Annotated in this window: 22 protein-coding genes; 11 read left to right on the top strand and 11 right to left on the bottom strand. The window is 60.1% G+C overall.

The features are described 5' to 3' along the window. Positions 1-244 precede the first annotated feature (244 nt). The 4 genes from fabA to IEQ42_RS17590 all read left to right on the top strand — a co-directional run bounded on the left by fabA (position 245) and on the right by IEQ42_RS17590 (position 2,574). Complete coding sequence (fabA, locus tag IEQ42_RS17605; protein ID WP_042560484.1) at positions 245-760, top strand: 3-hydroxyacyl-[acyl-carrier-protein] dehydratase FabA; 516 nt, start codon at positions 245-247, stop codon at positions 758-760. A gap of 11 nt (positions 761-771) precedes the next feature. After that, positions 772-1,992 (top strand): beta-ketoacyl-ACP synthase I, encoded by a 1,221-nt coding sequence (gene fabB / locus IEQ42_RS17600; RefSeq protein ID WP_042560485.1) that lies wholly within the window; start codon positions 772-774, stop codon positions 1,990-1,992. 21 nt (positions 1,993-2,013) lie between these two features. After that, a complete protein-coding gene (locus tag IEQ42_RS17595) occupies positions 2,014-2,313 on the top strand; it encodes a hypothetical protein (RefSeq protein ID WP_210704329.1) in 300 nt (99 codons plus the stop codon). Positions 2,314-2,385: 72 nt separating this feature from the next. Continuing rightward, a complete protein-coding gene (locus tag IEQ42_RS17590; RefSeq protein ID WP_008079144.1) occupies positions 2,386-2,574 on the top strand; it encodes a hypothetical protein in 189 nt (62 codons plus the stop codon). Positions 2,575-2,643: 69 nt separating this feature from the next. Here the strand turns inward: IEQ42_RS17590 and IEQ42_RS17585 are convergent, their stop codons facing one another. The 7 genes from IEQ42_RS17585 to IEQ42_RS17555 form a co-directional block, all read right to left on the bottom strand. Continuing rightward, entirely contained in the window at positions 2,644-3,186 is a 543-nt protein-coding gene (locus tag IEQ42_RS17585) for a DUF2058 domain-containing protein (RefSeq protein WP_210704328.1), read from the bottom strand. Positions 3,187-3,211: 25 nt separating this feature from the next. Continuing rightward, positions 3,212-4,045 (bottom strand): nucleoside triphosphate pyrophosphohydrolase, encoded by an 834-nt coding sequence (gene mazG / locus IEQ42_RS17580; RefSeq protein WP_210704450.1) that lies wholly within the window; start codon positions 4,043-4,045, stop codon positions 3,212-3,214. A gap of 134 nt (positions 4,046-4,179) precedes the next feature. Next, positions 4,180-6,423, bottom strand: coding sequence for a GTP diphosphokinase (gene relA / locus IEQ42_RS17575; protein ID WP_042560488.1), 2,244 nt, complete (start codon positions 6,421-6,423; stop codon positions 4,180-4,182). Between the two features lie 76 nt (positions 6,424-6,499). Further along, entirely contained in the window at positions 6,500-7,900 is a 1,401-nt protein-coding gene (rlmD, locus tag IEQ42_RS17570; RefSeq protein WP_210704321.1) for a 23S rRNA (uracil(1939)-C(5))-methyltransferase RlmD, read from the bottom strand. Continuing rightward, positions 7,900-8,802, bottom strand: coding sequence for a cysteine synthase CysM (gene cysM / locus IEQ42_RS17565; RefSeq protein ID WP_200616896.1), 903 nt, complete (start codon positions 8,800-8,802; stop codon positions 7,900-7,902). Before cysM ends, rlmD begins: the two co-directional genes overlap by 1 nt. 195 nt (positions 8,803-8,997) lie before the next feature. Next, a complete protein-coding gene (locus IEQ42_RS17560; protein ID WP_210704313.1) occupies positions 8,998-10,422 on the bottom strand; it encodes a sensor histidine kinase in 1,425 nt (474 codons plus the stop codon). After that, a complete protein-coding gene (locus tag IEQ42_RS17555) occupies positions 10,409-11,131 on the bottom strand; it encodes a response regulator transcription factor (protein WP_200616890.1) in 723 nt (240 codons plus the stop codon). Before IEQ42_RS17555 ends, IEQ42_RS17560 begins: the two co-directional genes overlap by 14 nt. Before the next feature lie 219 nt (positions 11,132-11,350). Between IEQ42_RS17555 and IEQ42_RS17550 the strand changes: the two genes are divergently transcribed. Both IEQ42_RS17550 and IEQ42_RS17545 read left to right on the top strand, forming a co-directional pair. Then, a complete protein-coding gene (locus tag IEQ42_RS17550) occupies positions 11,351-14,104 on the top strand; it encodes a response regulator (protein ID WP_210704449.1) in 2,754 nt (917 codons plus the stop codon). 81 nt (positions 14,105-14,185) lie between these two features. Further along, a complete protein-coding gene (locus tag IEQ42_RS17545) occupies positions 14,186-15,175 on the top strand; it encodes a 2-hydroxyacid dehydrogenase (protein ID WP_210704311.1) in 990 nt (329 codons plus the stop codon). A gap of 12 nt (positions 15,176-15,187) precedes the next feature. On the opposite strand, the gene IEQ42_RS17540 is transcribed toward IEQ42_RS17545, so the two are convergent. Further along, positions 15,188-15,634, bottom strand: coding sequence for a hypothetical protein (locus IEQ42_RS17540; protein WP_210704309.1), 447 nt, complete (start codon positions 15,632-15,634; stop codon positions 15,188-15,190). Positions 15,635-15,767: 133 nt separating this feature from the next. Between IEQ42_RS17540 and IEQ42_RS17535 the strand changes: the two genes are divergently transcribed. Further along, positions 15,768-16,202, top strand: coding sequence for a hypothetical protein (locus IEQ42_RS17535; protein ID WP_210554061.1), 435 nt, complete (start codon positions 15,768-15,770; stop codon positions 16,200-16,202). Beyond that, positions 16,202-16,606, top strand: coding sequence for an META domain-containing protein (locus IEQ42_RS17530; RefSeq protein ID WP_047302660.1), 405 nt, complete (start codon positions 16,202-16,204; stop codon positions 16,604-16,606). Before IEQ42_RS17535 ends, IEQ42_RS17530 begins: the two co-directional genes overlap by 1 nt. A 206-nt stretch (positions 16,607-16,812) precedes the next feature. On the opposite strand, the gene IEQ42_RS17525 is transcribed toward IEQ42_RS17530, so the two are convergent. Beyond that, positions 16,813-17,280: a TlpA disulfide reductase family protein gene (locus IEQ42_RS17525; protein WP_210704307.1), complete on the bottom strand. Its 468-nt coding sequence runs from the start codon at positions 17,278-17,280 to the stop codon at positions 16,813-16,815. A 113-nt stretch (positions 17,281-17,393) separates the two neighbouring features. Between IEQ42_RS17525 and arsC the strand changes: the two genes are divergently transcribed. Genes arsC through IEQ42_RS17510 form a run of 3 tightly spaced genes read left to right on the top strand, consistent with a single transcriptional unit; the run spans position 17,394 to position 18,767 of the window. Beyond that, positions 17,394-17,747 (top strand): arsenate reductase (glutaredoxin), encoded by a 354-nt coding sequence (gene arsC / locus IEQ42_RS17520; RefSeq protein ID WP_042560497.1) that lies wholly within the window; start codon positions 17,394-17,396, stop codon positions 17,745-17,747. Further along, positions 17,744-18,340, top strand: a complete 597-nt coding sequence (wrbA, locus tag IEQ42_RS17515; protein ID WP_210704306.1) for an NAD(P)H:quinone oxidoreductase — start codon at positions 17,744-17,746, stop codon at positions 18,338-18,340. Before arsC ends, wrbA begins: the two co-directional genes overlap by 4 nt. Position 18,341: 1 nt before the next feature. Further along, positions 18,342-18,767: a DUF2069 domain-containing protein gene (locus tag IEQ42_RS17510; protein ID WP_042560499.1), complete on the top strand. Its 426-nt coding sequence runs from the start codon at positions 18,342-18,344 to the stop codon at positions 18,765-18,767. Positions 18,768-18,880: 113 nt separating this feature from the next. On the opposite strand, the gene IEQ42_RS17505 is transcribed toward IEQ42_RS17510, so the two are convergent. Both IEQ42_RS17505 and ttcA read right to left on the bottom strand, forming a co-directional pair. Continuing rightward, positions 18,881-19,555 (bottom strand): DNA-3-methyladenine glycosylase I, encoded by a 675-nt coding sequence (locus IEQ42_RS17505; protein WP_210704304.1) that lies wholly within the window; start codon positions 19,553-19,555, stop codon positions 18,881-18,883. 134 nt (positions 19,556-19,689) lie between these two features. Next, complete coding sequence (ttcA, locus tag IEQ42_RS17500; RefSeq protein WP_150592982.1) at positions 19,690-20,514, bottom strand: tRNA 2-thiocytidine(32) synthetase TtcA; 825 nt, start codon at positions 20,512-20,514, stop codon at positions 19,690-19,692. Positions 20,515-20,761 lie beyond the last annotated feature (247 nt).

Here is a 20,761-nt window from a genome sequence, read left to right as displayed (position 1 = left end):
CGGCTTTTCGACCATCTGCGACTGGCATGAAAAGCGAAAGTGCGGCAGTCTTAGGCACCCGAACGAGCCTCAAAAGAGGCTTGATTAAAAATTTCAGTGCACAAGTGTACATTCATGTCCTTGGTGCTGTGACTTTCACCACAACGCAATAGTCTATGAGTAGGCTGCCGGTTCGAGGCATGAATGCTTCGAACGGTCGGGAAGATTTGCCCCACCTGCCGCATGGGATTATTGAGGAGCTCGCATGACCAAACAAAACGCCTTTACTCGGGAAGACCTGCTGCGCTGCAGTCGCGGTGAGCTGTTCGGCCCAGGTAACGCGCAACTGCCCGCCCCGAACATGCTGATGGTGGATCGCATCACCCATATCAGCGAAGAAGGCGGCAAGTACGGCAAAGGTGAATTGGTCGCCGAGCTGGATATCACCCCTGACCTGTGGTTCTTCGCTTGCCACTTCGAGGGCGATCCGGTGATGCCGGGCTGCCTGGGCCTTGACGCCATGTGGCAACTGGTTGGCTTCTTCCTGGGCTGGCAAGGTCTGCCGGGCCGCGGCCGTGCGCTGGGTTCGGGCGAAGTGAAATTCTTCGGCCAGGTTCTGCCGACCGCCAAGAAAGTCACCTATAACATTCAAATCAAGCGCGTCCTCAAGGGCAAGCTGAACCTGGCTATCGCTGACGGTTCGGTCTCTGTGGACGGTCGCGAAATCTACACCGCCGAAGGCCTTCGGGTCGGCGTGTTTACCTCCACTGAAAACTTCTAAGGGTTATCCGCATGCGCCGCGTCGTTATCACTGGTCTGGGTATCGTTTCTTGCCTGGGCAATGACAAAGAGACCGTCTCCGCTAACCTGCGTGCAAGTCGCCCTGGCATCCGGTTCAACCCGGAATATGCCGAAATGGGTCTGCGTAGCCAGGTTTCCGGCTCCATTGACCTTCCCCTCGAAGAGCTGATCGATCGCAAGATCTTTCGCTTCGTCGGCCACGCCGCGGCTTACGCCTACCTGGCGATGAAAGACGCGATCACTGACTCCGGCCTGACCGAAGAGCAAGTGTCCAACCCGCGTACCGGCCTGATCGCCGGCTCCGGCGGTGCTTCCACGCTGAACCAGATGGAAGCGCTGGACATCCTGCGCGAGAAAGGCGTGAAGCGCGTCGGCCCATACCGTGTAACGCGGACCATGAGCAGCACCGTTTCCGCTTGCCTGGCCACGCCATTCAAGATCAAGGGCCTGAACTACTCCATCGCTTCTGCCTGCGCTACCAGTGCTCACTGCATCGGTACCGCCATGGAACAGATCCAGATGGGCAAGCAGGACATCGTCTTCGCCGGTGGCGGTGAAGAAGAGCATTGGAGCCAGTCGTTCCTGTTCGACGCGATGGGCGCCCTGTCCAGCAAGCGTAACGACACCCCGGAACAGGCCTCCCGTGCCTACGACGCCGACCGTGACGGTTTCGTCATCGCAGGTGGTGGCGGTATGGTCGTGGTTGAAGAGCTGGAACACGCTCTGGCTCGTGGCGCGAAGATCTACGCGGAAATCGTTGGCTACGGCGCGACGTCCGATGGCTACGACATGGTTGCCCCAAGTGGCGAAGGCGCGATCCGCTGCATGCAGATGGCGATGTCCACCGTTGATACCCCGATCGACTACCTGAACACCCACGGCACTTCGACTCCGGTCGGCGACGTCGCGGAAATGAAAGGTGTGCGTGAAGTGTTCGGCGACAAGGCTCCAGCGATCAGCTCGACCAAGAGCCTGTCCGGTCACTCCCTGGGCGCTGCCGGCGTTCACGAAGCGATCTATTGCATGCTGATGATGGAAGGCAACTTCATTGCCGGTTCCGCCAACATCGACGAACTGGACCCGGAAGTGGCCGACATGCCGATTCTGACCAAGACTCGCGAAAACGCTACCATCAACACCGTGATGAGCAACAGCTTCGGCTTCGGCGGCACCAACGCCACGCTGGTGATGAAGCGCTGGGAAGGCAAGTAATTCCCAAGGCTTGAGCCACACATGAAAAACGCCCCGACTGGTTCGGGGCGTTTTTTTTCGTTTGAACAAAATAACCGGGACACCGATGATCCCTGTGGGAGCTGGCTTGCCAGCGATAGCGGAGTGTCAGGTAACGAAGATCCTTACTGTGCCGACGTCATCGCTGGCAAGCCAGCTCCCACAGGGTTCAATGCATGCCCTGAAAATGAAACTTCTGTCATGAAACTTACCGCCCTGCGACCGAATGTCGCGGATTCAGCGGCCTGCAGCACTGTTGCAAAAAACGCAACAACACCTTACGCGAATAAGCCGTTTACTTAGCTGCCTAACAAATTCTATAAAAGAGTCCTGCACACGCCTTGCTGCAGATAACTTGAGATTTGGAGCTAGCAGATGACTGTAAAAGTAACTGAACGCGACGATTCACACATGTCCCATGAAGGCGTAGCCGCCGGTATCCGGATCTGGGATGTGCATCAACAAGACTTGCTGGTCGGGATGTTCCACAACGAGATTGACGCCCACAACTACAAGGCCGAACTGGAAGTGCAAGAGCAGCAACGGGATTTACGATCCGCCTGAATCAACCACAGCATTGAAAACGACAAACCCCGCGATCAGCGGGGTTTGTCGTTGTTACGGCTTGGCGATTTACCACATCAGATCGTCGGGGATCTGATAGGCCGCGTACGGATCGTCCTCGGCGTTGACCTCTTCGGTCTGCACGTTGAGTTGCACGATGCGCTGTGGGTCGCGCTCCTGGATCTTCAGGGCAGCTTCACGCGGGATCACTTCATAGCCGCCGGCATGATGCACGATCGCCAGCGAACCGCTGCTGAGCTTGTTGCGCATCAGCGTGTTGACCGAGAGGCGCTTGACCTTCTTGTCGTCAACGAAGTTGTAGTAGTCCTCGGTGGTCAGCTTCGGCAGACGCGAGACTTCGATCAATTGCTTGACCTGCGCGGCGCGCTCCTTGGCTTCGGCCTTCTCTTTCTGCTGACGGTTCAGCTCCTGGTCGCGCTTGACCTTCTCGGCCATGGCTTCCTGGGCGGCGCGCTGCTGGGAGTCGTCCAGCTCGATCTGACCTTTGTGGGCCAGACGCTGCTGCTTCTGCTTGTCCTTGCTGACCTGCTTGGCCTGCTTTTGGTTGACCAGGCCTGCTTTGAGCAACTGATCGCGAAGGGAAATACTCATGGTGCTTACTCACTTGGGCAGTTGCTCAGCCACAGCTGGGCAAATTCTTTTCCTGACGTTTGGCTTCACCCCACAGGGCGTCCAACTCTTCGAGGGTGCAATCTTCTATGGGACGGTGGGTGTCGCGCAATGCCTGTTCGATAAAACGGAAACGTCTTTCAAACTTGCCGTTGGCGCCACGCAGTGCAGTTTCCGGGTCAACCTTCAGATGCCGGGCCAGATTGACCACGGAAAACAGCAGATCACCGATCTCATCAGCCACCGCTGCGGGATCGTTTTCGGACATCGCCTCGAGCACTTCATCGAGCTCTTCACGCACTTTGTCGAACACCGGCAAAGCGTCCGGCCAGTCGAACCCCACCTGCCCCGCACGCTTCTGCAGCTTGGCTGAGCGCGACAATGCAGGCAACGTGGCCGGTACGTCATCAAGCAGTGACAGTTGCTGCGGCGCGGCGGATTTCTCGGCACGCTCTTGGGCCTTGATTTCCTCCCAGCGCTGCTTGACCTGCTCTTCACTCAAACGCGGCACGTCCAGCGGCGCGTACAGGTCGCCGGTGGGGAAAACGTGGGGATGACGGCGGATCAGCTTGCGGGTGATGCTGTCGATCACACCGGCAAACTCAAAGCGCCCTTCTTCGCGCGCCAACTGGCTGTAATAGACAACCTGAAACAACAGGTCGCCAAGCTCGCCCTGCAAATGATCGAAATCGCCGCGCTCGATGGCGTCGGCCACTTCGTAGGCTTCTTCTAGAGTGTGCGGGACGATGGTTGCGTAGGTTTGCTTGATGTCCCACGGGCAACCGTACTGCGGATCGCGCAGACGGCTCATGAGATGGAGCAGGTCTTCAAGGCTGTACATCATGTTTTCTGTCTCACCACAAAACCCGTGTGGGAGCGAGCCTGCTCGCGAAAGCGGTGTGTCTGCAACAAAGATGTTGACTGACACGCCCTCTTCGCGAGCAGGCTCGCTCCCACAGGGAACAATCAATTGCGTCACGGGGTGCGATTACGCCGTGTCTCGATGATGTTCGGCAACTGCGAAATCCGTCCCAGTAACCGCCCCAGTGCATCCAGACCCGGGATCTCGATGGTCAGGGACATCAGCGCAGTGTTGTCTTCCTTGTTCGAGCGGGTGTTGACCGCCAACACGTTGATCCGCTCGTTGAGCAGCACCTGCGAAACGTCACGCAGCAGACCCGAACGGTCGTAGGCGCGGATGACGATGTCCACCGGATAAGTGAGCACCGGTACCGGCCCCCAACTGACCTGAATGATCCGCTCTGGCTCGCGTCCGCCCAGTTGCAGCACCGAGGCGCAGTCCTGGCGGTGAATACTCACGCCACGGCCCTGGGTGATGTAACCGACGATCGCATCGCCCGGCAAGGGCTGGCAGCAGCCGGCCATTTGCGTCATCAGGTTACCAACGCCCTGAATCTGAATGTCGCCGCGCTTGCCCGGCTTGTAGCCAGTCGCTTTGCGCGGGATCAGTTCCAGCTGTTCGTTACCGCGCTCCGGCTCGACCAGTTGCTGCGCCAGGTTGACCAGTTGCGCCAGGCGCAGGTCACCGGCACCGAGGGCGGCGAACATGTCTTCAGCGGTTTTCATGTTGGCCTTCTCGGCCAACTTGTCGAAATCCACCGCCGGCAAGCCGAGGCGTGTGAGCTCGCGTTCGATCAGGGTTTTACCGGCGGCGACGTTCTGGTCACGGGCCTGCAACTTGAACCAGTGAACAATCTTCGCCCGCGCCCGCGAAGTGGTGACGTAACCGAGGTTCGAGTTCAGCCAGTCTCGGCTGGGAGTGCCGTGTTTGCTGGTGATGATCTCGACTTGCTCGCCGGTCTGCAGGCTGTAGTTGAGCGGCACGATGCGCCCGTTGATCTTGGCGCCACGGCAGTTGTGACCGATTTCGGTGTGTACGCGGTAGGCGAAGTCCAGCGGTGTTGCGCCTTTCGGCAAGTCGATGGCGTGACCGTCGGGCGTGAAGATGTAGACCCGATCCGGCTCGATATCAACGCGCAGCTGTTCGGCAAGACCACCGATATCACCCAGCTCTTCATGCCACTCGAGCACCTGACGCAGCCAGGAAATTTTCTCTTCGTAGTGATTGGAGCCGGATTTGACGTCAGTGCCCTTGTAACGCCAGTGCGCGCAAACCCCGAGCTCGGCTTCTTCGTGCATCGAGTGCGTACGAATCTGCACTTCCAGCACTTTGCCTTCCGGGCCGATCACGGCCGTGTGCAAAGAGCGGTAGCCGTTCTCCTTCGGGTTGGCGATGTAGTCGTCGAATTCTTTCGGGATGTGCCGCCACAGTGTGTGGACGATACCCAGCGCGGTATAGCAATCGCGCATTTCCGGGACCAGCACGCGCACCGCACGCACGTCGTAGATCTGGCTGAACTCGAGACCCTTGCGCTGCATTTTGCGCCAGATCGAATAGATGTGTTTGGCCCGACCGCTGATATCGGCGTCGACGCCGGTGGCCTGCAATTCATCCTTGAGCTGGGTCATCACGTCGGCGATGAAACGCTCGCGATCAAGCCGTCGCTCATGGAGCAACTTGGCGATCTGCTTGTATTGATCAGGCTCCAGATAACGGAAGGACAAGTCCTCCAGTTCCCATTTGATATGACCGATGCCGAGCCGGTGCGCGAGCGGCGCATAGATGTCGAAGACTTCCCGGGCGACACGGTTACGCTTCTCGTCGTCGGCGGTTTTCACCGCACGAATGGCGCAGGTGCGTTCGGCCAGTTTGATCAGGGCAACACGTACGTCGTCGACCATGGCGACGAGCATCTTGCGCAGGTTTTCCACCTGCCCTTGCGTGCCCATGACCATGGACTGGCGCGGGCTGAGGCTGGCACTGATCGCGGCCATGCGCTGCACGCCGTCGATCAGCTTGGCCACCACCGGACCAAAGCGCTGGCTGACCGCCGCGAATTCGATCTGGCCTTCGCGCACACCGCGGTACAGGACCGCGGCGACCAGCGAATCCTGATCAAGCTTGAGGTCGGCGAGAATCTCGGCGATCTCAAGGCCGGTTCTGAAACTCCCGGAGCCCTCGGCCCAGAGGTTTTTTGCAGCATTGGACTGTTGTTCGGCCTCGCGAGCAAACTCGCAGGCTTCTTTCAAGGCTTCGCGATCCAGTGCCAGATCGACACTGACCGCGTGATCGAGCCAAGCCTCGAGATTGATACTGCCGTCAGTGTTGATCGGCTGGTGTGCTCTCACCTGTACCATCTTGCTTTACCTTCCCTACGACGCAGATTCAATGCGTCAAATCGCTGACCTTCGTTGCCCGTTTGCACTCGTGGGGCTAAAGCGAGCGCTGTACGGACGGACCAGACGGATCAGACGAGCCATCCTGGCTCGCTTCAAATAACGCCATGGCCTCGACATGTGCCGTCTGAGGAAACATATCGAGAATCCCGGCACGTTTTAACCGGTAGCCCTGCTTGATCAATTCGACCGTGTCGCGCGCCAGCGTTGCAGGGTTGCACGACACATACACCAACCGCTTCGCACCCAGGGTCGCCAGCTTGCGCACCACCTCGAAAGCACCGTCACGCGGTGGGTCCAAGAGTACCGCAGAAAAGCCATCGCCGATCCACTGAGCATGGCTCAAAGGCTGGGATAAATCGGCTTGAAAAAACTTTGTGTTATGCAAATTGTTACTGGCGGCGTTCGCAGCGGCACGTTCGACCATGGTCTGCACACCCTCCACCGCCACCACTTCGCGCACCGTTCTGGCCAGTGGCAAAGCAAAGTTGCCGAGCCCGCAGAACAGGTCCAGCACGCGCTCTTCGCTGGTCGGCTTCAGCCAGTCCAGTGCCTGCGCAACCATCGCTTCGTTGACGCCCGCGTTGACCTGAATGAAATCCCCGGGCCGGTAAGCCAGATCCAGATCCCACTGCTCCAGGCGATAACTGAGCGACTGCGTGGCATCGACCGGTTGCGGCCCGTCTTCGCCGTGCAACCACAACTGCGCTTCATGAAACTGGCAGAAGTCCTTGAGGATCGTCAGATCTGCTTCGGACAACGGCGCCATGTGCCGCAGCAACACTGCCAGCGACGAACCAGCAAACAATTCGACATGGCCCAACGCTTGCGGCTTGCTCAAACGACGGAGCATCTCCGGCAAACGGGTCATGATCGGCTGCAAGGGCTGTACCAGCACCGGGCATTCATTAATGCCGACAATGTCCTGACTGCCGGCGGCGCGAAAACCCACTTCGAGTTTCTTCGCCTTCATGTCCCAGCGTACGGCGACGCGGGCGCGACGGCGATAGCCGAACTCGGGGCCGGTCAACGGTGCTGCCCACTCTTGCGGTTCGACACCGGCAACCTTCGTTAATTGCTCGGCGAGCATGCGCTGTTTCAGGGCGAGCTGTTCGCTGTGGGGCAAGTGCTGAACGCTGCAACCACCACAGCGACCGGCATGCTGACACGGCGTCGGGCGGCGCAGTTCGCTGGCCTTGAACACGCGTTCGGTGCGCGCCTCGACCACTTTGCCGTGGGCGCCGAGCACGCGCGCTTCGACCTCTTCACCGGCAAGCGCGCCGAGCACGAACCAGGTACGGCCTTCGAAAAACGCGATACCGCGCCCGTCATTCGCCAGGCGCTCGATGTTCAAGCGCTGCTTCTTGCCAGTCGGGATTTGCGGGGTCTTGCTGCCGCCAGTGGGCTGGAAGCGCAGGCCTCTCTCTTGCTTGGCCATCAGTTGGGCGCGTCGAAAATGCCGGTCGACAAATAACGGTCGCCACGGTCACAGATGATCGCGACGATCACCGCGTTTTCAACTTCCCGGGACAGACGCAGCATCGCTGCTACCGCACCGCCCGAGGACACGCCGCAGAAGATGCCTTCTTCGCGGGCCAGACGACGGGTGACGTCCTCGGCTTCGCTTTGCGCCATGTCGACAATGCGATCAACGCGATCGGCCTGATAGATCTTCGGCAGGTATTCCTGCGGCCAGCGGCGAATACCCGGAATGGCCGAGCCTTCCATTGGTTGCAGACCAACGATCTGCACCTTGTCGCTCTGCTCTTTCAAGTAGCGCGAGACGCCCATGATGGTGCCGGTGGTACCCATCGAGCTGACGAAGTGAGTGATGGTGCCCTCGGTCTGACGCCAGATCTCCGGGCCGGTGCTGGTGTAATGCGCTTCAGGATTGTCGCCATTGGCGAACTGATCCAGCACCTTGCCACGACCTTCGGCCTCCATGCGTTGGGCGAGATCGCGAGCGCCTTCCATGCCCTCTTCCTGACTGACCAGAATCAGCTCGGCGCCATAAGCGGTCATCGCCGCTTTGCGCTCGGCGCTCGAGTTGTCCGGCATGATCAGGATCATCTTGTAACCCTTGATCGCGGCGGCCATCGCCAACGCAATTCCGGTGTTGCCCGAGGTCGCTTCAATCAGCGTATCGCCGGCGTGAATCTGCCCGCGCAACTCGGCACGGGTGATCATCGACAGCGCCGGACGGTCCTTGACCGAACCCGCCGGGTTATTCCCTTCGAGCTTGAGCAATAAGGTGTTGCTGGTGACACCGGGCAGGCGCTGCAAACGCACCAGCGGAGTGTTGCCGACGCAATCGGCGATGGTTGGGTACTGCAGGGTCATGGCGTATTCGCAATCCAGACGTGCGGGGGCGCCTATCATACCGGCAAACCCGCGAAGGCCATATCACGCAAAGTGCAGTGCTTATGGTTTATGGGAATAAGGGATTAAAAGTCGCGCCAGCGGTGCGACTTTTGAGTTAAGGCGATGCGGCTGGCCTCATCGCTGGCAAGCCAGCTCCCACAGGGTCTTAGGCGTTCATACGATTTGTGTCTGACAGAAATTCACTGTGGGAGCTGGCTTGCCAGCGATGGCGTCGGAACTGACGGCGCTGTCATCAGCGATAAGACGCAGATTGAGCCGCAACCCAGTTCCGCTATTCTCCGCCCACAACCTCCCGCCCTGCCGCTGCACCGCATTCCTGGCAATGCTCAATCCCAGCCCAAACCCACCATCACCGGGCCGCGAGCCGTCGAGGCGAGTGAACGGCGAAAAGATCCGCTCAAGATCCTCGTCAGCCACCCCGCCGCCCTGATCGTCCAGCCACAGATGCCAGTTATCGCCATTCCGGCGTCCATCAAGACGCACAATCCCGCCTTCAGGCGAATGACGAATGGCGTTGCGCAGAATGTTCTCCAGCGCCTGGGCCAAGGTGTTGAGATTACCGCGCACCCAGCAAGAAGCCTGCACCGAGCACTGCAACTGCAGGCTCGGCCAGCCGCTTTCATAACAGGCGTTGTCGGTGAGCATTTCCCACAGCGCCTGAATCTGGATCGCTTCGTCGGGCAATGGTGAGCGTTCGGTGTCGAGCCACGCCAGTTGCAGCGTGTCTTCGACCAGTCGTTGCATGCCGTCGACCTCACGGCCGATACGTTCGCGCAATTGCACCAGGCCCTGCTCGCTTTCACTCGCTACCCGCAATCGGCTCAGCGGCGTGCGCAGTTCATGAGACAGGTCTCGCAGCAGTTGCTGTTGCAGGGCGACGGTGGACTGCAGCCGTTCGGACATCGAGTCGAACGCCCGGGCCAGTTCACCGAGCTCGTCCGGACGCTGAGTGATGCCGCTGGACAACCGCACATTCAATTGATCGGCACGCCAGGCATTGGCTTGTTCGCGCAGATTGTTCAGCGGCACCACCAGCAGGCGATACAGCCCCACGCACAGCAGCAAGGTGAACAACCCCGGAATCACCCCGTTGGTGATCACCCGCCAAAACAGTCGATATTTGCCCGGCAGGAAACGCTCGGGCAACTCGATCACCAGACTGCCGGCGGAAGGATCCTTGGGAAACGGTACACGCAGCCCGGGCCGGCCCTTTTTATGAATCGGCCAATCGAGCCCGCGCAGAAAAGTCAGGCGCTGGATTTCCTGCTCGTTCAGCGGATCATTGCCCAGCGACTGCAAATTGCTGTCAATCACGCCGACCCAGCCAGCCTCGCGCAATTCCATGCTCTGCAGCCAACTATCGACGCCATCACGCCGACCTTGCTGCCACGCCCGCTCGGCCTCACCGGAATAACGCGCCAAGGTGCCGCGAGCCTCGTCGGAGAGGTACTGATTACGCTCCTCCATATAACGGCCCCACGACCAGCTCAGCCAGATCATCAGCAGACAGAACGCGACCAGCAAACAGGCCAGTTTCCAGAACAGCGAATGACGCCCCGGTAGCTCAGACACTTTCATCGGCACCACTGAGCACGTAGCCCTTGCCCCACACGGTGCGCACTTCGCGCTCGGTGTAGCCGATGGCTTTGAGTTTGCGGCGGATCTGGCTGATGTGCATGTCGAGGCTGCGATCGTGCGCGGCGTAGCCGCGTTGCAGAACGTGCTGATAAAGGAAGGCCTTGCTCAGGACCTCCTCGTCATTGCGATTGAGGGTTTCCAGCAGACGGAATTCGCTTCGGGTCAGGCCGGCGGGTTGCTCGCGCCAATACACGTCGCACTGTTCATCGTCGAAGCGCAGCGTGCCGGTCGCCACCTGCGCCGAGCGCCCTGGAGGACGCCGATCAAGGGCGACCCGGCGCAGGATCGCTTCGATGCGAACATGCAGTTCGGCCATGCTGAACGGCTTGGGCAGGTAATCGTCGGCGCCCAGGCGAAAGCCACTGATGCGATCGGCTTCGGCACCCAGCGCCGACATCAGCAGCACTGGCGTCGAATGGCTCTGGCGCAGTTGAGTGAGCACGTTCAGACCGTCCAGCCCCGGCAAAAGGATGTCCATCAACACCACGTCGAACGGCTGGCGTTGGGCGATGTTCAGGCCTTCCTGGCCGTTCTGGCACCAGGTCACCTGAAACCCGCTGCGACCCAGATGTTCATGAACATAGGCACCCAGGACCGGATCGTCCTCGATGGAAAGAATGCGTGGCTGGCCAACGGAAACAGGAGTCATGAGTATCTGCAAGTAATTCTCAGTTAGGCGCGATTATTCAAGATTGGCGGACACCGGGCAACCCAAGGTTGCACTGTCGGACAAACGCGCCTTGCCAGGCCGAACGACAACGCCCGTATTTTTCCGGAGATTGCCCGCGAGCAAATCGCTACACTGCGCCCATGTCGCGTGCCGGATGCACGCATGAGTCAACAGATCAGCGGGATGCAGGAGATAGGCGTGCTCAAGAAACTGGGAATCAAAGGTCGTGTGTTGTTGCTGACCTTGTTGCCGACCAGCCTGATGGCGCTGGTACTGGGTGGTTATTTCACCTGGACGCAGCAGTCCGACCTGCAGACCCAATTGCTCCAGCGTGGCGAAATGATCGCCGAGCAACTGGCCCCCCTGGTGGCGCCGGCGATGGGCCACGGCAATGGCGAACTGCTCGAACGCATTGCCACTGAGTCCCTCGAACAACCGGACGTGCGCGCGGTGACCTTTCTCGCGCCGGATCGCTCGCCACTGGCCCACGCCGGCCCGACCATGCTCAATCAAGCGCCGAGCGGCGACAGCGCGCACTTGCAACGACGCAGCGGCAATGACGCGACCCGTTACCTGATGCCGGTCTTCGGCAAGCACCGCAACCTCGCCGGCGAACTGATCCCGGAAGAATCCGAGCGCCTGCTCGGCTGGGTTGAACTCGAGCTGTCGCACAACGGCATGTTGCTGCGCGGGTATCGCAGCCTGTTTGCCAGCCTGTTGTTGATCGCCGCAGGCCTCGCCGGTGCGGCGCTGCTCGCGTTGCGCATGGGCCGCACCATCAATCGGCCGCTGAGCCAGATCAAACAGGCCGTCGCGCAACTCAAGGACGGTCACCTGGAAACCCGTCTGCCACCCCTCGGCAGTCAGGAACTGGACGAACTGGCGTCGGGCATCAACCGCATGGCCGGCACCCTGCAAAACGCCCAGGAAGAATTGCAGCACAGCGTCGATCAAGCCACTGAGGACGTGCGCCAGAACCTCGAAACCATCGAGATTCAGAACATCGAACTCGATCTGGCGCGTAAAGAGGCTCTGGAGGCGAGCCGGATCAAATCCGAATTCCTCGCCAACATGAGCCACGAGATCCGCACGCCGCTCAACGGCATTCTCGGCTTCACCCACCTGTTGCAAAAAGGCGAACTGACCCCGCGCCAGCTCGACTATTTAGGCACCATCGAAAAGTCCGCCGACAGCCTGCTCGGGATCATCAACGAGATTCTCGACTTCTCGAAAATCGAGGCCGGCAAACTGGTGCTCGACCACATTCCGTTCAACCTGCGCGACTTGTTGCAAGACACCCTGACGATCCTCGCCCCCGCCGCTCACGCCAAGCAGCTGGAACTGGTCAGTCTGGTGTACCGCGACACCCCGCTGTCGCTGGTCGGTGATCCGCTGCGCCTGAAGCAGATCCTCACCAACCTGGTCAGCAACGCCATCAAGTTCACCCGCGAGGGCACCATCGTTGCCCGTGCAATGCTGGAAGAAGAGCACGATGACAGCGTGCAGCTGCGCATCAGCATTCAGGACACCGGCATCGGCCTGTCGAATCAGGACGTGCGCGCGTTGTTCCAGGCCTTCAGCCAGGCAGACAATTCGCTGTCGCGCCAGCCCGGCGGCACCGGACTGGGCCTGGTGATCTCCAAGCGCCTGATCGAACAGATGGGCGGCGAGATCGGCGTCGACAGCACGCCGGGCGAAGGTTCGGAATTCTGGATCAGCCTGAGCCTGCCCAAGGCCCGCGACGATGCCGAAGACCTGCCCTCGGCGCCGCTGCTCGGCCGCCGGGTCGCCGTGCTGGAAAACCATGAACTGGCGCGTCAGGCCTTGCAGCATCAACTGGAGGACTGCGGGCTTATCGTCACCCCTTTCAATACCCTGGAAAGCCTGACCAATGGCGTTACCGGCGCACACCAGACCGATCAGGCGATTGATCTGGCGGTGATCGGCATCACCAGTAACGACATGCTGCCCGAACGTCTGAACCAGCATATCTGGGACCTCGAACACCTGGGCTGCAAAGTGCTGGTGCTGTGCCCGACCACCGAGCAGACGTTGTTCCATCTGTCGGTGCCCAACCCGCACAGCCAGCTGCAGGCCAAACCGGCCTGCACGCGCAAACTGCGCCGCGCCCTGTCGGACCTGGCCAACCCGCGTCAACCGCGCAACGAACCCGGCGAACCGCTGTCGAGTCGCGCGCCGAAAGTGCTCTGTGTCGACGACAACCCGGCCAACCTGTTGCTGGTGCAGACCTTGCTCGAAGACATGGGCGCCAAGGTATTGGCCGTGGAAAGCGGTTATGCCGCGGTCAAAGCGGTACAGACCGAATCGTTCGATCTGGTGCTGATGGACGTGCAGATGCCGGGCATGGACGGTCGCCAGAGCACCGAAACCATCCGCCAGTGGGAAAGCGAGCGGCATTGCACACCGCTGCCGATCGTCGCCCTCACCGCCCATGCCATGGCCAACGAAAAACGTGCGTTGCTGCAAAGCGGCATGGATGACTACCTGACAAAACCGATCAGCGAGCGGCAACTGGCGCAAGTGGTGCTGAAATGGACCGGTCTGGCACTGCGCAATCAGGCACCGGAGCGAGGCAGCGAAGGTGCTGCGGGCAATCACGAACTGCCAGTGCTTGATCACGAGGAAGGTTTGCGTCTGGCTGCCGGTAAAGAAGATCTGGCGGCGGACATGCTGGCGATGCTGCTGGCTTCACTGGAGGCCGACCGCGAAGCCATCCGCAGCGCGCGCGACAACCACGACCAGAATGCACTGATTGAACGCGTGCATCGCCTGCATGGCGCCACGCGTTACTGCGGCGTACCGCAATTGCGCGCAGCCTGCCAGCGCAGTGAAACCCTGCTCAAACAGGAAGACCCGAAAGCAGCGATGGCGCTGGATGAGCTGGAACTTGCGATCAACCGACTGGCCGCGCAGGCGAAGATCAGCGCCTGATCCAGCGCAATGCCGGTCAACGCCGTCACGGCTAAAGTGGACTCGGGTGATGCAGCCCCGGTGATGCTCCAGGAGGATTTCATGCGCACGATCATTTTCAGCAGCCAGACCTACGACCGCGAGAGTTTCCTCGATGCCGATTGCCCGGCAGAAATTGAACTGCATTTTCAACCGGCCCGGCTCAGTCTCGATACGGCGGCATTGGCCGACCAGCATGAGGTGGTCTGCGCCTTTATCAATGACGACCTCAGCGCCGCAGTGCTGGAACGTCTGGCGGCGGGCGGTACCCGGCTGATTGCCTTGCGTTCGGCCGGTTACAACCATGTCGATCTGCTCGCGGCCAAACGTCTGGGGCTGGCCGTCGTGCGGGTTCCGGCCTACTCGCCGCATGCCGTGGCCGAGCATGCCGTGGCGCTGATCCTCGCCCTCAACCGTCGCCTGCACCGCGCCTACAACCGCACCCGCGAAGGTGATTTCAGTCTGCATGGCCTGACCGGTTTCGATCTGGTCGGCAAGACTGTCGGCATCGTCGGCACCGGGCAGATCGGCGCCACCTTCGCGAAAATCATGCACGGTTTCGGCTGTGAATTGCTGGCGTACGATCCGTATCCAAATCCCGATGTTCTGGCACTCGGCGCACGTTATCTGAGCCTGCCGGACTTGCTCGCGCAGTCGCGCATCATCAGCCTGCACTGCCCGCTGAACGAGCAGAGCAAACACCTGATCAATCGCGATTCATTGGCGCACATGCAAGCAGGCGCCATGCTGATCAACACCGGTCGCGGCGGGCTGGTCGACACACCGGCGCTGATTGACGCCCTCAAGGACGGTCAACTCGGCTATCTGGGGCTGGATGTGTATGAAGAGGAAGCGCAGCTGTTTTTCGAGGATCGTTCCGACTTGCCGTTGCAGGACGATGTGCTGGCGCGTCTGCTGACCTTTCCTAACGTGATCATCACCGCGCACCAGGCGTTCCTGACGCAAGAGGCGCTGGGCGCGATTGCCGCGACCACCCTGCACAATATCGCGACCTGGGCGGCGGGATCGCCGCAGAATCAGGTCGAAGGTTGATCGCTTGACCGCTTATTTCAGCGACGACGCCAGAATCAGCAACGCCAGCCAGCCGAAGCCGAACAACCGCTGTTTCGCCGAATGGCCGCTGCGCAGCAGGAACCAGACGAAAATCCACGGAATCAGGAACACCATGATCTTCAGCCAGCCTTCCACCGGGCGGCTGCCATCCTCATTGATCTGCGCGGCTTGTGCGGCCTGTTGTCGACGCCGACGCCCCGCCGCAGCCGGCATGACTTTCGGTAAACCCTGCGAAGCTTGCGGCAACACCGCGGCCTCAGGAACCGCGCTGTTACGCGGCAGACTGCCGAAAGAAATCGTCGAAGCCTGAGCCGGTGCGCCTGCGGTCTGCGCTTGCGCGTGGGCCCGGTGCTCCGCCATCGGAGCCCCGCAATGAATGCACGCTTTGACCTCGGAACTGATGCTCCGCTTGCATTCATAACATTCGATCAGCGCCATGTTCCGTTCCTTCAGAGTCGAGGGCGGCAGTTTGCCATGCTCGCAGGTCGATTTGAACCTGATCGAAGGTCGCACGCGCGCATCATTCTGCAACGTAGCCCGTGCTAGCATGTCGCGCATATTTGGAGGACCCATGGTCGAACACGATTTCCGCTACAACCTGATGAACCCGCAACACACCCTCACCGAATGCCGCGCCCTCGTACCGGGCCGCTATCAGGTCACCGGCAACGGTGGCTCGATCCGCATCGGTGACGCGCTGTTGGTCACCCTCAAAGGCAGCAAGGATTTGTCCATGCGCCTGACCGTTGAAACCGTCCGCCACCTGATCAACCCGCCGGGCCAATGGACCGCGATGACCACAGGCCCGGTGTTCGGCGAACTGGCGATCCACACGTGGCAGGTCAATTGCGACAGCTGCGCCAAAGAGCTGAATTTCGAGTTTGCAGTAGACGCCAAGCTGGGCAAAACGGCAGAAAAACCGGCCGCCACCGCACGCATCGCCGAGTTGGGCTGGAAGGCTGTTGGCGACAAGCACCTGTGCCCGAAATGCCAGGAGCCTGCGTGATGAAACGCTTTGCCCTGGCCGCTCTGGTAGGTATTGGCCTCGCGGGCTGCGCCGCCGAGCCTGTGCAACTGCAACAGAACCGCAGCTACATTCTGGAATGGATCGGCGAGCGGCCATTGATGGATTACAGCCATCTGACCGTGACCCTTGGCGATGATGGTCGCGCCTACGGTAACGGCGGCTGCAACCATTGGTTCGCGCCGTACACCCTGGATGGCGACAAGCTGACCTTCGGCAAGATCGGCAAGACCCGCAAACTGTGTGCACCGGCACTGATGGAACAGGAACAACGGTTCCTGGAAGCACTGGAACATGTCGAGCGCTGGGACATTTCGCCAATCGAGCAGATGCGCTTCTGGCCGGCGCAGGGCAAACCGTTGCGCTGGTGGCTGGAAGAGGGTTGATCGCTTGAATCGCCAAGCCCCTCACCCTAGCCCTCTCCCAAAGGGAGAGGGGACTGATTGGGGGATATTGGAGAGGTCCGCCGACCTGATATTGGTTCGCTGAATCCAGAATCTACCAGATCTTTCAGGTCGATGTAAGACGCCAGACACCTCGGTCAGCTCCCTCTCCCCCCCGGGAGAGGGCTGGGGTGAGGGGCTTTTGAAAGCTACTTCGCAGCCTGCAACGCCTCAAGCTTCGCCATCACCCCGGCCGCCGTCTGCTCGCCCATCAGCTGTTCCCGCACCTTGCCCTTGTTGTCGATGATGTACGTCACCGGCAGCGCTTCGCTGCGTGGCAGCTCGAACAACTCCGCCGGATCCTGCGCCAGCACGGTGAACTTGATGCCCAGTTTTTCGCTGGCGCTCTTCAGCTCTTCACCCTGCACGTTGTCGAAGTTGACCCCGAACACACCGACATTCCTGCTCTTGAGCTCTTCAGCCAAGTGGTTGAGCTCCGGGATTTCGGTTCGGCACGGGCCACACCATTCAGCCCAGTAGTTGACGATTACCCATTGCTTGTCGAGGCGCTCGGATGCGACCTTCTGACCGTTCTGGTCAATCCCGTAATCGTTGCCGCAACCCCCCAGCATCAACGCCCCGATTATCGTCAATGCCGCTGCCAATCGCCGTGTCATGTCCTGTTCCTTGTGAAAATTTGAAAACGCCTGCGACCCATCGCCTCTGAAGGTTCTGGATTGCGCGCTGCACAGTTAGAATAGCCGCCACTCTACGCCAGAAGCGACCCGACATGACCGATCTGACGCTTTATCACAATCCGCGCTGCTCGAAATCCCGCGGTGCGCTGGAGCTTCTTGAAGCCCGCGGCCTGACGCCAAACGTCGTGCGCTACCTCGAAACCCCGCTGAATGCCGCGCAAATCAAGGCCCTGCTCGGCAAGCTCGGAATCAGCGCGCGGCAATTGCTGCGTACCGGGGAAGATGAATACAAAATGCTTCAGCTCGCTGACGACAGCCTCAGCGAAGCGCAGTTGATCGCCGCGATTGCCGAACATCCAAAACTGATGGAACGGCCGATTCTCGAAGCCGACGACAAAGCCGTCATCGGTCGTCCACCGGAGAATATTCTGGAGTTGCTGCCGTGAGCGCGCCGTACATTCTGGTCCTCTATTACAGCCGCAACGGCTCGACCAACGAGATGGCGCGGCAGATTGCCCGCGGTGTAGAACAGGCCGGCCTCGAAGCGCGCCTGCGTACCGTGCCGGCGATCTCCACCGAGTGCGAAGCCGTAGCGCCAGACATCCCGGACGAAGGTGCACTCTATGCCACCCTCGACGACCTGAAAAACTGCGCCGGTCTGGCACTGGGCAGCCCGACGCGTTTTGGCAACATGGCCGCGCCGCTCAAGTACTTCCTCGATGGCACCAGCAACCTTTGGCTGACCGGCGCGCTGGTCGGCAAACCGGCCGGCGTGTTCACCTCCACCGCCAGCCTGCACGGTGGTCAGGAAACCACCCTGTTGTCGATGATGCTGCCGCTGCTGCACCACGGCATGCTGATCACCGGCCTGCCCTACAGCGAGTCGGCGCTGCTGGAAACCCAAGGCGGCGGCACGCCTTATGGTGCCAGCCACCACGCCGGCGCGGATGGCAAAAGAGGTCTTGATCAGCACGAAGTGGCGCTGTGTCGCGCCCTCGGTCTGCGCCTGGCCAAAACCGCGCAGAAACTGGAGGACTGAGGTGGCCAAGAAGCCGAAAGTCCTGCCCTCTGTCGAGTGGCTGGAGCCGCGCGTGAAGGCGATGCGGATCATCAGTCTGCTGAGCTTTTTCGCCCTGGCCGGATTGCTCGCCGTCTATTACCTGATATTCGCCGACCTGCATGGTGCGCGGCCGTGGGTGATTCTGCTGGTCGAACTGGTCCCGTGGCTGATCCTCGCCCCGGCGATGATCATGGGCAGCGCCCGCGGGCATTCATGGATGTGCTTTGTGGTGAATCTGTATTTCATCAAAGGCGCACTGGCCGCGTATGACCCGAACCGACAGTGGTTTGGCGTGCTGGAGATGGCGGCAAGCCTGGCAGTGTTCTGCTCGGCGCTGTTGTATGTGCGCTGGCGGTATCAGTTGAATCGCAAATTGGCTGGCGAGGGTGAAATCTCAGTCGCCTGAGCTGACGCCATCGCTGGCAAGCCAGCCCCCACAGGATCTGTGTTGGAACACTAATTTGTGATCGACGCAAAATCTGTGGGAGCTGGCTTGCCAGCGAATGGGGCGACGCGGCCTTAATGATTGACGGTGTACGCGAGCATCATCGAAATCTGGCTCATCGCCCGCCCGCCACTCTGTTCATGCCACTGATTGAACGCGTCCTGCACAATCGCCAGATCACGCAGACTGGTCGGCACTTTGTCGACGATTTTCTGCGCATTCAGCGCCGCCACCACGTCATAGCTCGGCACAAACGTGTCCTTGCCGACCATGCGCAAAAACCGTGGCGCCGACAGCCCACCCAGTTGATGGCCACGCTTTTTCAGGTACGTCCACAGACCGACAATGTCGGTCACCGGCCAGTCGGCAATCAGCGCACCAAAGCTGCCGCGTTCTTTTTCCTCGTCGAGAATGAACTGCGCGTTGCGCGGCACGCTTTTGAGCTTGCCCAAGTGACGGATAATCCGCGCGTCCTGCATCAACCGTTCAAGGTGTTCGGCGCTCATCAGCACGACTTTTTCCGGGTCGAATTTGAAAAACACTTCTTCGAAGGCCGGCCACTTGGCGTCTACCAGACTGTGCTTGAGGCCGGCGCGGAACACGCGCAGGGCCATGGTCGAGAGGTAGCGGTCGTCGCTGATCTTGCGTAATTGTGCCGCAGTCTTGGGGACGGGCAGATGGGCTTCCAGTTCAGCCGCCGAACCGAAACGGTTCAGACAGAATTCGTGCAGCCACTTGTAATCGCGCATGCCCTCTCCTATTGAATAAAGCGAAGAAACCAATGTGGGAGCGAGCCTGCTCGCGAAAGCGGTGTGTCATTCAACTGATTTGTTGACTGATACTCCCTCTTCGCGAGCAGGCTCGCTCCCACATTTGAAGGTATTTACAGGTTAACGACGTTGACGAAGCGCGAAGCGGCGGTCTCGTCAATCTTGAGGCTGGTGAAGTCGAACAGGTTGCGGTCGGCCAGTTGCGACGGGATCACGTTCTGCAGACTGCGGAAAATCGATTCAGTGCGGCCCGGGGTCTTGCGATCCCATTCCTGAAGCATGTCCTTGACCACTTGGCGCTGCAGGTTTTCCTGCGAGCCGCAGAGGTTGCACGGGATGATCGGGAATTGCTTGAGGTCCGAGTAGGCCTGGATGTCTTTCTCGCTGCAGTAGGCCAGCGGACGAATCACAACATTACGACCGTCGTCGGCGCGCAGCTTGGGCGGCATTGCCTTGAGGCTGCCGTTGAAGAACATGTTGAGGAAGAACGTCTCGACGATGTCGTCACGGTGGTGACCGAGGGCCATTTTGGTCGCGCCGATTTCGTCAGCGAAGGTGTATAGCGTGCCACGACGCAGACGCGAGCACAGCGAGCAGGTGGTCTTGCCTTCCGGGATCAGCTCTTTGACCACCGAATAAGTGTCTTTTTCGACGATGTGATACTCGACGCCCAGCTCTTTGAGGTAGGCCGGCAGCACGTGCTCGGGGAAGCCCGGCTGCTTCTGGTCCATGTTCACGGCGACGATCTCGAACCTGATCGGCGCAACCTTCTGAAAGTGCATCAGCACGTCGAGCATGGTGTAGCTGTCCTTGCCCCCGGACAGGCAGACCATGACCTTGTCGCCGTCTTCAATCATGTTGAAATCGGCGACAGCTTCGCCCGCCAGACGGCGCAGGCGCTTTTGCAGCTTGTTCTGGTTGACCGTGAGAGTGCCCATGACGCGAAATCCGTGAGGTGTGACGAAAGGCCGGCATTTTACGCAAAAAAATCGTGAGGGCGAAGGGCCGTCGGGCCGCGGCAAGACCCCACCGCGATTAAGCCCCGTGTTTACAGCGCAATTTGCTCTAAGCCCCTAGTGCCCGTGCGGTTAAGACCTTTCTATACTGCGACGTAAGGTCGCACACATCTGAAGACCTGATTTTGCTCGGCCACCTTGGCCCGTAGGCGCTCCGTTGGGGGGCGAT

It is taken from the genome of Pseudomonas iridis (genome assembly GCF_017980685.1).
In the GTDB taxonomy this organism is placed as follows: domain Bacteria; phylum Pseudomonadota; class Gammaproteobacteria; order Pseudomonadales; family Pseudomonadaceae; genus Aquipseudomonas; species Aquipseudomonas iridis.
This window is presented reverse-complemented; position numbering and strand designations above follow the sequence as displayed.